This window comes from Pseudoalteromonas sp. bablab_jr010, assembly GCF_016464105.1.
In the GTDB taxonomy this organism is placed as follows: domain Bacteria; phylum Pseudomonadota; class Gammaproteobacteria; order Enterobacterales; family Alteromonadaceae; genus Pseudoalteromonas; species Pseudoalteromonas simplex.
In genome coordinates this window covers 217,522-230,311 of the sequence record NZ_JACDWV010000066.1, presented here as the reverse complement: position 1 = coordinate 230,311, position 12,790 = coordinate 217,522, and the positions used below count along the sequence as shown (strand labels likewise).

General features: G+C 42.0%; 13 protein-coding genes and 1 pseudogene. All 14 read left to right on the top strand.

Features of this window, described 5'->3' with window-relative positions; genetic code table 11:
• Nucleotides 1-885 (top strand): GTP cyclohydrolase FolE2, encoded by an 885-nt coding sequence (gene folE2 / locus JIG37_RS05095; protein ID WP_199528841.1) that lies wholly within the window; start codon nt 1-3, stop codon nt 883-885.
• A gap of 146 nt (nt 886-1,031) precedes the next feature.
• Nucleotides 1,032-3,191, top strand: a complete 2,160-nt coding sequence (locus JIG37_RS05090) for a S46 family peptidase (protein ID WP_199528840.1) — start codon at nt 1,032-1,034, stop codon at nt 3,189-3,191.
• A gap of 185 nt (nt 3,192-3,376) precedes the next feature.
• A complete protein-coding gene (locus JIG37_RS05085) occupies nt 3,377-4,018 on the top strand; it encodes a thermostable hemolysin (RefSeq protein ID WP_138600138.1) in 642 nt (213 codons plus the stop codon).
• Nucleotides 4,015-5,010 (top strand): annotated as a pseudogene (locus tag JIG37_RS05080) (AMP-binding protein); the annotation flags it as partial. The gene JIG37_RS05085 and the pseudogene JIG37_RS05080, both read left to right, overlap by 4 nt.
• Before the next feature lie 474 nt (nt 5,011-5,484).
• Complete coding sequence (locus JIG37_RS05075; protein ID WP_199528887.1) at nt 5,485-6,174, top strand: iron-containing redox enzyme family protein; 690 nt, start codon at nt 5,485-5,487, stop codon at nt 6,172-6,174.
• Nucleotides 6,171-6,947 carry an SDR family oxidoreductase gene (locus JIG37_RS05070; RefSeq protein WP_054563176.1) on the top strand — a complete coding sequence of 259 codons (777 nt, stop codon included), beginning with the start codon at nt 6,171-6,173 and terminating at the stop codon, nt 6,945-6,947. Before JIG37_RS05075 ends, JIG37_RS05070 begins: the two co-directional genes overlap by 4 nt.
• Nucleotides 6,948-6,994: 47 nt before the next feature.
• On the top strand, nt 6,995-7,615 hold the full coding sequence (locus JIG37_RS05065; protein ID WP_323741527.1) for a hypothetical protein: 621 nt from the start codon (nt 6,995-6,997) through the stop codon (nt 7,613-7,615).
• A 3-nt stretch (nt 7,616-7,618) separates the two neighbouring features.
• On the top strand, nt 7,619-8,278 hold the full coding sequence (locus tag JIG37_RS05060) for a response regulator transcription factor (protein WP_138600140.1): 660 nt from the start codon (nt 7,619-7,621) through the stop codon (nt 8,276-8,278).
• Nucleotides 8,278-9,588 (top strand): ATP-binding protein, encoded by a 1,311-nt coding sequence (locus JIG37_RS05055; RefSeq protein ID WP_194441177.1) that lies wholly within the window; start codon nt 8,278-8,280, stop codon nt 9,586-9,588. The genes JIG37_RS05060 and JIG37_RS05055 overlap by 1 nt, the downstream gene beginning before the upstream one ends.
• Nucleotides 9,589-9,607: 19 nt before the next feature.
• Nucleotides 9,608-9,928, top strand: coding sequence for a cupredoxin domain-containing protein (locus JIG37_RS05050; RefSeq protein WP_171041562.1), 321 nt, complete (start codon nt 9,608-9,610; stop codon nt 9,926-9,928).
• Nucleotides 9,912-10,661: an iron transporter gene (locus JIG37_RS05045; RefSeq protein ID WP_228482471.1), complete on the top strand. Its 750-nt coding sequence runs from the start codon at nt 9,912-9,914 to the stop codon at nt 10,659-10,661. Before JIG37_RS05050 ends, JIG37_RS05045 begins: the two co-directional genes overlap by 17 nt.
• Nucleotides 10,649-11,353, top strand: coding sequence for a hypothetical protein (locus tag JIG37_RS05040; RefSeq protein ID WP_138600143.1), 705 nt, complete (start codon nt 10,649-10,651; stop codon nt 11,351-11,353). The genes JIG37_RS05045 and JIG37_RS05040 overlap by 13 nt, the downstream gene beginning before the upstream one ends.
• Before the next feature lie 252 nt (nt 11,354-11,605).
• Nucleotides 11,606-11,815: a cold-shock protein gene (locus tag JIG37_RS05035; RefSeq protein ID WP_119852743.1), complete on the top strand. Its 210-nt coding sequence runs from the start codon at nt 11,606-11,608 to the stop codon at nt 11,813-11,815.
• Nucleotides 11,816-11,983: 168 nt separating this feature from the next.
• Nucleotides 11,984-12,691, top strand: coding sequence for a transporter substrate-binding domain-containing protein (locus JIG37_RS05030; RefSeq protein WP_082389280.1), 708 nt, complete (start codon nt 11,984-11,986; stop codon nt 12,689-12,691).
• Nucleotides 12,692-12,790: the final 99 nt, after the last annotated feature.

Genomic DNA, 12,790 nt, shown 5'->3' with positions numbered 1-12,790 from the left:
ATGCAATTACCCGATATTACCTCGCACTCTAATGTAGATTTTCAGTCGCCTTTAAAATGGGTTGGCATGGAAAAAATAGCATTGCCTTTGAAACTTGCACAACCTCATGTTGATGTGCACCTGAATGCCAAAGCCGATATTTTTGTTAGCCTTGATAGTGATGCTAAAGGCATTCATATGTCGCGTCTTTATTTATTACTTAATCAGCTATTGGCTAATCAAAGCTTATCGACTAAGCGTATTAACGAGTTTATGGAAGCCGTTTTAGCATCACAAAAAGGCTTAAGTAAAGGCGCAAAACTGGTGCTGCATTTTGATTTACCCGAGCTAAAACCAGCACTCCTTAGCGACAATGCCGGATACAATGCTTACCCTGTTGTTTTAACGATAACTAAGAAGCAGTCGATGGCTATCAACTTAAAAGCTGATATAGCCTACAGCAGTACCTGCCCGTGTTCAGCGGCATTATCGAGGCAGCTTTTGAGCGAAGCAGTCGATAAGCAATTTAGTGATGAGCATATAGATAAAGCCTCTTTACTCAATTGGCTTGCAAGTGAACAGGGCTCAATTGCAACTCCTCATAGCCAGCGCTCTTACGCTTATATTGATGTCACTTTTAGTAGTGAGAAGCTACCTGATATTGGCGGCTTTATCACAGTATGTGAGCAAGCCATAGGCACCCCTGTACAAACCGCCGTAAAGCGTGAAGATGAGCAAGCATTTGCCGCCCTTAACGCAAAAAACTTACTGTTTTGCGAAGATGCAGCAAGGCGATTAAAGCAGTGTTTCGAAGCCATGCCGAGTATTGCTGATTACCAATTTAAGGTTGAACACCAAGAAAGCTTACATGGCCATAATGCCGTGGTTCATGAATCTAAATATTAAGACTCATGAGTCTAAGTGTTAGGCTCATGAACCTAAAATGGTTTACAAATTTTGACATTAGCGGTCGCAAAATATTGCTATTCATTTTCACAATGATAATGATACGAGCGCTAAAAATGATAAACATAATAATATAAAGGACGACTATGCGTTTTAAATTTATTGCTGCTGCAGTGGGTCTCGCTGTAGCAAATGTTGCTGTTGCCGACGAAGGCATGTGGCAGCCTCACCAGTTACCAGAGCTTGAATCAGTGTTAAAAGCGAAAGGCTTGAGCATTGATGTAGAGTCAATTTCAAAATTAACTGAGTTCCCGATGAACGCGGTAATTAGCCTTGGTGGATGTACTGCTTCGTTTGTTTCACCAAAAGGCTTAGTTGTAACTAACCATCACTGTGCCTATGGTTCGATTCAATATAACTCGACCACCGAGAATAATATTTTAGAAAATGGCTTTTTAGCTAAAACAACAGGCGAAGAAGTGCCTGCAGCGCCGGGTTCTCGTGTTTATGTAACCGAGGAAGTGGTTGAAGTAACTGATAAAGTAAACCAAGGTACTGAAAAGCTAACCGGTAAAGCACGTTTTGATGCTATTCAAGCAAATGAAAAAGCACTTGTTAGTGAGTGTGAGCAAGACCAAAGCTACCGCTGTAATGTGTATACTTTCCACGGTGGTCTTGAGTATTACCTTATTAAATCGCTAGAAATTAAAGATGTACGTTTAGCGTATGCACCTGCTATGGGCGTCGGTAAATACGGCGGTGATATAGATAACTGGATGTGGCCGCGCCACACAGGTGATTTCTCGTTCTATCGCGCGTATGTTGGCAAAGATGGCAAGCCTGCTGAATATTCAGAAGACAACGTGCCGTACCAAAGTGATGCGTTTTTAAAAGTAAGCGCTAAAGGCGTTCAAGAAGGCGATTTTGTGATGGTGACCGGTTACCCAGGCAGCACAAACCGTTACCGTATTTCGCCTGAAGTTGACTATGTGTTTAACACGGCCTACCCATTAGCGCGTAAGTATAATTCGAAATATGTCTCGTTAATCGAAGAAAATGCACCAGAGGGTTCAGAGGCACGTATCGCTTACGAAAGCACGATTGCGGGTTATAACAACTACATTAAAAACTACGGTTCAATGATTGAGAGCTTTAACAAAGGGTCAATGTATAGCCGTAAGCAACAATTCGAAAAAGATCTCACCGCGTGGATCAATGAAGATAGTAAGCGCAAAACTAAATACGGACAGGTACTTGCTGATTTATCTGCGCTAGTTGCACAGTCGCAAGAGCATAACCAGCGTGACCGTATGTTAGGTTACGTACACCGCTCACAAATGATTTCAACTGCTCGACGTTTATACCGTTTAGCTTACGAAAAACAAAAGCCAGATGCTGAGCGCGAAAGCGGTTATCAAGAGCGTGATATGCCACGTATCGAGTCTCGTTTAAAAAGCATGAGCCGTCGTTATGATGAAGCCGTAGATAAAGCTATTTTACTGTATTTTATTGAGCAGTATGCAGCATTACCTAAAGACGAGCGAGTTGCAGAGGTTGATAAAGCACTGGGTCTAACAAACGGTTTTGATAAACAAAAACAACAAGCCATGCTTGATGATATGTATGCTAAATCGGTTCTTGCAGATGAAAGCAAACGTTTATGGATGGCAGATCTTGACCTTGCTCAGTTAAAGCAAAGTAGCGATCCATTTATTCAATATGCGCATGCAATTTTTGCGGTCACAAAAGATATTGAAGATGCGAAAAAAGAACTGGCTGGTAAACAGCAAGCTGCTCGCCCTGCATTAATGGAAGCAATCATTGCTTATAACAAGGCACTTAATAAGCCTGTTTATGCAGACGCTAACAGCACCCTGCGTGTAACTTACGGTACGGTAGGCGGCTATTCACCGCAAGATGGCTTAGTGGCAACCCCCTTTACATCGTTAGAAGGACTACTTGCTAAAAACACCGGTGTTGAACCATTCAACTCACCAGAGAAACAAAACGAGTTAATTAAGCAAAAGCTTTATGGCGATTATACCGGCGGTATGAATACTGTTCCGGTTAACTTTTTATCGAACGTAGATACCACAGGTGGTAACTCAGGCTCTCCAACGTTAAACGGTAATGCTGAGCTCGTTGGTTTATTATTTGATGGTGTTTACGAAAGCATTATTGGTGATTGGGATTACGATGAGAACTTAAATCGCTCAATTCACGTTGATTCACGATACATGTTGTGGGTAATGGATAAAGTTGATAATGCTCAAAACCTACTTAAAGAGATGACTATCGTTAAGTAATCTAAGTTTAACGTTAATTTTAGCATTAAAATGCCAGTCTAGCAGACTGGCATTTTTGTTTTTTATAAAAATAAAAGCATTAAATATCATGAGGTTGAAAAAATTTATAAAAATTAATTTTTCTTAAGTTTTATTTAAGTTTCGCTCGATAAATTTTACACATAATCTAAGTGGAGCGAACAATTATGCTTTCAGTTCAACAATCACATCAAACTCAAGTTCAAGAGCCGGCTTTTGTTTGCTCTCGTGAAGGAGGTCAATTCCGTGACCGCCTTGAGAGTAATATCAAGCAAGGTTTTGCTGCAGCTTATGATGCGAAAATTTCGCAGTTCATGCCGCTACTGTGTGAGCTTAATGTTGATGATGAAGTATGTACGTTAGGTCTTCGCTCTGCATCACAACCTTTGTTTATTGAACAATACCTCCCTGCGTCTATTGAGCACTTTGTCGGTGCCAAGCGTGAGCACATTTTTGAGCTAGGTAATTTATGCTCAACGCATCGAAAAGCCACCTTGGCACATTTTGTTTTAATGAACGAAGCACTCTATCAAGCAGGGGCAAAATATTTAGTGTTTTGTGCAACCCGTAAAGTGAGAGCGCTATTAAAAATGCTGGGTGTAAATTGCAAAGAAATCGGTGTTGCAAATGCGCAAGCACTTCAAGATCCAGCAAGCTGGGGTAGCTATTACGACAATCAACCAACCATTTGTGTGGTTGACCTAAACGAAGCTCACCAACGTGTTTTAAATACCCCCGTTTTATTCAATATCAAACAGCAGTGTTTACAGTCATCGCTTGAGCTTGCTGTATTTTTGGAGGCGTTATGAGTTGGTTAACACAGTTATCACATAAAGATAGCGATACCTTAATGATTTGCCACAAAAGCGATGGTGTGCGCTCACTAACTAAACAAGAATTTACTGAGCAAGTAACTCGTTTACTACCTACTTTGGCAGAATTTGATGCCCAAGGTGTGGCTTATCAATTAGATAACACACCTGCTTGGTGTGTATTAGAAGCTGCGCTTAGCGAGCTTAAAAGAGTGGCCATTCCGCTACCAACGTTTTTTACGGCTCAGCAAGTAGCGTTTGGTTTGCAAAATAGCGGAGCAGGGCTATTTGTATGTGACCGTGCTTACGAAGGTGAGCATGCTAAATTAGTGGCGTTAGTAGATGTATGTAAGCATTACCCTTTATATGTTTACCAATTGAGTAATACACAGCCTGTGCCATATTTTTCAAACACGCAAAAGATTACCTTTACGTCAGGCTCAACAGGCACACCGAAAGGCGTGTGTTTATCGCTTGAGAGTCAATTGCAGGTGGCAACATCACTTTATCAAAGCATTGATTTAGAAAAGCCAAACCATTTGTGTTTACTGCCGCTACCGGTTTTGCTTGAGAATTTAGCCGGTGTTTATGCGCCGCTATTAGCTGGTGGCACGGTTAATTTAGTGCCTTTAGCTGAACTTGGTTTTTCTGGTGCACAGTTACTTGAGCCACACAAATTAGTAGCCGCAATTGAGCGCACTGAGCCAAATACCCTTATTTTAGTGCCTGAACTACTGACTTGCTTAGTGGCTTTCGCAAAGCAAGGTTGGCAAGCACCTAAAAGCTTAAAGTTTATTGCAGTAGGTGGTGCTGTTGTAAGCCAAGCGCTTATTAAGCAAGCCCGTGAGTTCGGTTTACCGGTTTATCAAGGCTATGGTTTGTCTGAATCGTCATCGGTAGTGAGCTTAAACACTCGCGATGATGATGACATCGGCACCGCAGGGCGAGTACTTAAGCACATTCAATACAAAATTGAAAATGGCCAGCTTTATATCAAGGGTTCATTGTTTTTGGGGTACTTAGGTCAAGCCGGGCAAAATGCTGACGATTGGTATGCAACCGGCGATCTCGTTACTGAGCAAGCAGGTCGCTTGATTATACAAGGCCGCTTGAAAAATCAGCTGATCACCAGCTTTGGGCGCAATATCAGCGCCGAATGGCCAGAGTCGTTATTACTTAGCCACAGCCAGGTACAACAAGCGGTGGTGATTGGCGAAGGCCAGGCATTTTTAGCTGCGCTTATCTATGCAAACCAAGCGATGAATGACACTGAACTTGCTGCCCATATTACGGCACAAAACGCGCAACTACCCGAATACGCACAAATCAGAAAATGGCATCGAATGGCAGAGCCTATGAGCCACACGCAAGGTTTATTAACCAGCAATAGTCGCCCAAAACGCGATGTTATCAATCAATTTTTTGCTGCAGAGATCTCTGCACTTTATCAAGAGGCGACGAGCATGAGTCAATTTTTCAATACATTACAAGCCGAAACACAAACAGAGCGTGACTACCTTTTAGCTGCGCCGATTATTGGCCGCGTTTTTAAAGGTGAAGTAAGCCTAAGTGAATATGCATCGTTCTTAACGCAAGCTTATCACCATGTTAAGCACACAGTACCACTGTTGATGGCAGTCGGTGCAAAGCTGAGCGATAAACAAGAGTGGCTGCGCGAAGCTGTTGCAGAATACATCGAAGAAGAGTTAGGCCACCAAGAATGGGTGCTAAACGATATTGCAGCCTGTGGTTTTGATAAAGAGCAAGTGCGTCATTCTCGTCCACAGTTTTCGACCGAATTAATGGTGTCGTATGCCTATGATGCAATTAATCGCGGAAACCCATTAGCATTCTTTGGCATGGTTCATGTGCTTGAAGGTACTTCGATTGCATTAGCCGATAATGCAGCAGGGCAAATTCGTGAGGCTGTAGGCTTACCTAAAAAGGCGTTTACCTACCTTACTTCGCACGGTGCACTGGATATTGAGCATGTGAAGTTTTTCGAAAACCTCATGAACAAAATTGATAACGAGGACGACCAGCAAGCCATCATTCACGCCGCAAAATGTTTTTATAAATTGTACGGCAATATTTTCCGTGACCTCGATTCAGAACCTTTCTTTAGCGAGGCTGACTTGGAGCAAAGCGCATGAGTAGCCCAGTATGTGTGCTAACCGGTGCAACAGGGGGGATTGGCCGTGCTATTGCCCTTCGCCTTGCAAAAGAAGGTTGGCGTTTATTACTTGTTGGTCGAAATGTGAAGCAACTTGCTGCACTGCAATTGGAATGTGGCAATGATGCTGAGTATTTTCAGGCTGACCTAAGTAACAGTGAATCTCGCGATGACCTTGCTAAGTTTGCTCAGCAAATTGGCGGGGCAACGTTACTAATCAATAACGCAGGCGTTAATGTAATGCAGGGGTTTAGTGAAATTAGCGAGCAGCAAATTGATCACCTGTTAAATATTAATCTGCATGTGCCTATTAAATTATGTCAGCTGTTTTTACCACAAGTGACCCGCAATAAAGGCACGATTGTCAATATTGGTTCGTCGTTTGGCAGCATTGGTTATCCATATCAAACCTTGTACTGCGCTAGCAAGTTTGGCCTAAGAGGGATGACCGAAGCCCTTGCTAGAGAGCTCAGCCACAGCGATGTCAAAGTATTGTATTTAGCGCCTCGTGCGACTGACACCGCAATTAATTCGCCGCAAGTACGTGCGATGAACAAAGAGCTGGGTAACACAATGGATCCGCCAGAAAAAGTGGCTGATGCATTAATAGATTTAATTAAATCAAAAAAACGACGTCGTTTTATTGGTTTTCCAGAAACATTATTTGCCCGTATTAACGGCGCATTTCCATCACTTGTTGATAACGCAATAGCAAAACAACTTCCTAAAATTAAAAGTTTTTTTGCCAACTAAATTGATCAAGGTGAATGATTATGACTAAACTAAATTTAAAAGCCCTAATGATGTTAGGTGTTATCATGGCTGTGCCTGCAAAAGCCGACTTTAATAGCGATTTAAGTTCGGTGCAAAAGCAGTGGGCAGTGGTTAATTACGAATTAGTTGACGATGCGCAGTTAGATGCATTCGAAAAATTAGCGAGCGAAACCGCAGAGTTTACAAAAGCGAACGACCAGCAAGCAGCCAGCCATATTTGGTACGGTATTGTGCTATCGAGCTATGCGGGGGCGAAAGGAGGTTTAGGCGCGCTAGGTCTTGCAAAAGATGCGAAAGCACAATTTGAAAAAGCGCTAAGCCTAGATCCAAAAGCGCTTGATGGCTCAGCATACACGAGCCTTGCAACCTTATACGGTAAAGTACCTGGTTGGCCAATTGGGTTTGGTGATGACGATGAAGCGAAAAAATTGTTTAAGCAAGCGCTTGAATTAAACCCGCGTGGTATCGATAGCAACTATTTATATGCGTCATTCCTATATGACGAGCGCAAGTATAAATCAGCTAGAGAGTTTTTATTGGTTGCACAGCAAGCGCCAGCACGCCCTGATAGACCAAAAGCAGATCTTTACCGCCAACAAGAAATTACTAAGCTATTGGCTAAGGTAGAGAAAAAAATAAAGAGATAAACTATGCATTTATTGCTCGTTGAAGACGACCACTTAGTGGCAGAAGGCCTGTGTCGTTCTTTACGTCAACAAGGATACAGTGTTGAACATAGTTCGACCGTTAAGTCAGCGATGCAATGGCTGAAAAATGATGAAATTGAGCTGGTAGTCCTTGATTTAGGACTACCAGACGGTGATGGCATCGACATTTTAAAACACATCAAAAAGCATCGTAAAAACCTGCCCGTGGTGATTTTAACGGCTCGGGGCAGTATTGATGATAAAGTCATGGGGCTTGATTTAGGTGCTGATGATTACCTAGCAAAGCCTTTTGATCCCGCAGAATTATTTGCACGTCTTCGGGTTGCCAGCAGGCGTGTGACCCAAGCTCAGACCAGCACTTTAAAAGTCGGTGATGTTGAAATGGACACCGCCGCTTTTACCGTGAGCTTTCAAGGTGAGCCAGTAAACTTGCCGCGCAAAGAGTTTATGCTCCTTAAAGCCTTGCTAGAAAACCAAGGTCGCGTGCAATCAAAACAGCAGTTAGAAAGTAAACTGTACGAATGGGGCGAAGAGGTGGGGTCTAATACCATCGAAGTACACATTCATCACTTGCGTAAAAAATTCCCAAAAGAGTTTATTAAAACCTTGCGCGGCATTGGTTATGTGGTGGGTAAACGCTAGTGTCAATTCGTAAAAGGCTGACTCTACTTATATTGTCTATGGTGATCTTAACCTGCTTTTTGGCATTTACTAAAGGTTACCGTGAAAGTATGAATCAGGCTGAAGCACTGCTCGATAACGAGCTGGTAACGCTGGCACATGTGTTAATCGAGCAGCCACTCAGTAAAGAAACTCCAGCTTATACGAGTGATTTACCGCAGTTATTATTTCAAGTTTGGGTTGATGACAGCTTGGCCTCAAGCTCAAAATCATTGCAGCATAGCCCTAGCAATCAAAGTCAGTGGCAAACCGGGTTTAGTGTTGAGAACTTGGCTGGGCAACGCGTCAAAGTGTATCGCTTATGCGAAGGTAATAAGCGGGTGCTTATTGCTGAGCCTTTGAGTAAACGTGTGGCGCTAACCGAAACCGTGATTCTATCGGCCATGACGCCGCTGTTGTGGAGTGTGCCTATCCTTGCCCTCCTTATTAGTGTGTTTGTAAAACAAGGGCTTGCGCCACTAACTCGGTTATCAAATCAACTTAAACATCGTCAAGCAAATGACTTTACTGCAATCCCTTGGCAAACCCCAGAGCAAGAAATAAAACCCGTAATAAGCCGCTTAAACGATCTATTCAAACGGGTTGAAAGTGCCTATTTACGAGAGCGCTTTTTTGCTTCTGATGCGGCCCATGAACTGCGTACCCCGCTCAGTAGTTTAAAAATCAATGTGCATAATTTAGTGGCTCAAGGTGTTGAGAGTGTTGAGCTTGATGCGATGGAAAAAGGCGTTGATAAACTGAACAATATCGTTGAGCAAATGCTGATTTTGGGGCGTACTTATCCAGAGCAATGGCAAGCGCAATTTAGCCCCGTGTCGGTGTTAGAAATTAGCCAACAAGTTGTTGCACAACTTTATGATCGTATTGACGAAAAAGAGCATACCATAAGCATTGATGGCGATGATTTTATCATTGCCGGTGACGAATTCACCTTAGTTACTTTGTTTGGCAATTTACTGAGTAACGCCATAAAATATACCCCAGCTATGGGAGAAATTTGTATTACGCTGAAAACCGAAAATAATCGTTTTATTTGGCAAATAGATGACTCGGGTCCAGGTATTGATGAAGCTCAAAAACAGCGCATTTTTAACCGCTTTTACCGTGTGGGTGGTGATAAACATCCATCAGGTGAACAAGGAGCCGGGCTTGGTATGGCCATTGTTGAACACATAGTCTCGATTTATAATGCTGATATTGCTTTAGCAGATAGTCACCTTGGTGGCTTGCGAGTGAGTGTCTCTTTTATGCAAGGAGATGTCAGTGAATAAATGGATTTTAGCGCTTTCTATGCTGCTACTATGTATGTCGTCTTGGCTTGCCTATGCCAAAGAGTACAAGCTGATTTTAAAAGATCATTTGTTTTACCCCGCTGAAATAACAGTACCTGCCAATAAAAAGCTGCGATTAGTTATCGAAAACCAAGATGATACCCCAGAAGAGTTCGATAGCTTTGACTTAAACCGTGAAAAAGTGCTCTACCCAGGTCGTAAGAGTGTCATTTATATCGGACCGCTCAGCCCTGGACGTTATGATTTTTTTGGAGAATTTTCGCCTAATACAGCCAGAGGAACTGTCGTGGCTACGGAGGTGAATGATGCTGATAACTAGTTTATTAATGAGCATTAATCAGCTTTTACCTGTGGTTATTTTAGCTGTGCTTTTGAGTTTGATCGTGCCTTTAAGTCAGCGCCAGCTGAGTATTTATGCCGTTATTGGTACCCTGATGAGCTTAGTATTTGTACAAGCCGCTGCTTGGCTGAGTCAGTTATTTGATCACCGAGGCTTAGAGTTCATACAAATGCTGCTGTGTATAATGATTTTTGTCGCTGCACTAATGAGTTGTCAGCATCGAAAAACGGCGGCTGCACTGGCCTTGATTGCAACCATGACCTTGTATTTAAGCCATTACATGATCTATTTGGTCAGCTTTTGGCACAGTAAAGATACCGCTGAGCCATTGATACTCGGTACATGTTTAGGTGTGGGCATTTGTATTAGTTTTGGTGTGTTATTGTTCTTTTTACTGGAAAGTATCGTCAGACGTGCAGGTGTGCAGCCTTTAGTCGTGCTGCTTGCCTTTAATGCAACAGCAAAGTTATTGATATTTCTCGATTTAGCAAGTCAGGTCGACTTACTAGACGTGACCTCAAATTATTTAGATTGGCGTGGATTTTTAGTTGAAAACTCAGAGCTTGGGCGCGTATTAAAAGCCTTAGTGGGCTACGAAGCCACGCCGAGTAAAACTGCGCTCTGGGTGTATGTTATTGCTGCTGTAGTATTTATTGCCTTAGCGCGCGTTTTAAAAATTAAAAAGACAGAGGAGCCAGTATGCGGTTCTTAATAATTAGCTTAAGTTGCTTGTTGTTAGCAAGTGTCAGCCAAGTCGCGCAGGCAGATGGCATGGTGGTTGATAAAGTATATCACCCTTATGTGATGCCGTTTGAACGTGAGGTCGAGTGGCGTTTAGTGTCTCGGCAAACCGATAACGGTAATGTCCTTGCACAGCGTGCAGGCTTTGGTGGCGCAATTAACGACACCATGAGTCTTGAGGGCTACTTAGTTGGCGAACGAGATGATAACGGTGATTTTGGCTTATCTTCGTATGAGCTTGAGTTACGTTGGCAGCTGGTTGAGCAAGGCCGTTTATGGGCCGATTGGGGAGCGTTATTTGAGCTTGAAAAGCAGCATAATATCGATGCATACGAAGCAACAACTGGGTTTTTATGGGAAAAAGAGTTTGGCCGTACAAGCCTGACTATGAACGCATTTTTAGTGTATGAATGGGGCGCTGATATTGCAAACGAGTGGGAAAGCGAGTTTCGCTTACAATACCGTTATCGCTATCGTTCAGCCTTTCAACCATCGATAGAAATCTATGCGGGAGAGGACTTTTTTGGGGTTGGTCCAGGCTTTATTGGGCTACACAGATTTAGCCCTAAACGCCAGTTAAAATGGGAAGCGGGTTTTATTAGTGAACTTAGTCAATCGGGCAAAGATCACAGCTTTCGTTTAGCACTTGAGTTTGAGTTTTAAGGACTGTTTTAGTTACTTTAAAGTAGCTTAAGTGCCCTGTTTATATAGCCTAGCAAACGATAGTATTTGACATATTCTGGCAACTCTATATAGTGAGCGGTAGCTAAAAAGCGTGTAATTAATAAATCTTTATTTCGTTGTTGTATAAGTAATACTTGTAGTACCGTCCTGAAGTTTTTAAGTTTCATCTGATTTTTTGCTACACCCGCCCACTACGGGCAATATTTAATTTTTTATATCAGGAATATGACTATGTCTAACGTTGTTTCAGGTACAGTTAAGTGGTTTAACGAATCTAAAGGTTTTGGTTTCATCGAGCAAGAAAATGGTCCAGACGTTTTCGCTCACTTCAGCGCTATCCAATCTGAAGGTTTCAAAACTTTAGCTGAAGGCCAACGTGTAGAGTTCACTCTATCACAAGGTCAAAAAGGCCCTCAAGCGGACAACATCAAGCCGCTATAATTTTACTGAAAAGTAAAATAGAGAAGAAGCAAGCTACGGCTTGCTTTTTTTATGTCTAAAAATTGACTGGACTAGTTAATATTTCTATATTTAATGCAGCTGTGTCATTAGAGTGTATTAATTATTTTAAAATATTTGTTGTTAGCGTGCCTAAGCTTTGCACCTGTAGTGTTTGCAAAAGAAAGTGTCACCATTTACACCGAGCATTTCCCGCCATATAACTTCTCAAATAAAGGGCATTTAGAGGGTATTAACTTAAAGTTTGTTAAGGCCATGTGCATCGATGCCAAAATTAAGTGCAATTTTGAGCTCTTACCTTGGTCAAGAGCATTCCACTTGGCGCAACAACAGCCCTTGTCAGGGTTAGTCTCTACAGCCCGAATTACGCAAAGAGAAAAGCTGTTTAACTGGGTAGGGCCGTTGGCCTCATCGCGAAATTTCTTTTATAGATTAAAATCAAATGAGCGTATTAATCCACTTGATCTACCCCAGGTAAAAGAACATAGCCTATGTGTTGTGCGTAATAGTATCTATGAGCAATTTGTAGAAACAATTGGTTTTAGTGATGGTAAAAATTTGCTGAAAGTGAGTCATAGTTATGAGTGTCTTAATTTATTTTTCAAAAATAAAATCGAGCTAATTATTGGTTCAGATCTATCATTTGATTATCAGCTAACTCAATACGGGCACCCTGGACGAGAAGTCGTTAAGCTAGTTGAGCTTCCTCTTAACGATACATTAGGGAATTATTTAGCATTAAATAAAAACATACCCATCGATGTAGTTGAACGTTTGCAATCAAGTTACGAAAAGCTAATTGCTCAGGGTAAGTTAGACTTTTTTATTGAGCAATATAGTAATACCAATACAAAATAATTTTTATTAGTCATCGTTAGCCGTTGAAGCTATCGGTAGCTGAGTACTACTATCATGGTGCAGTGTAAAAGGCACTGGGGGTTGTTCAGAGTAGCAAAT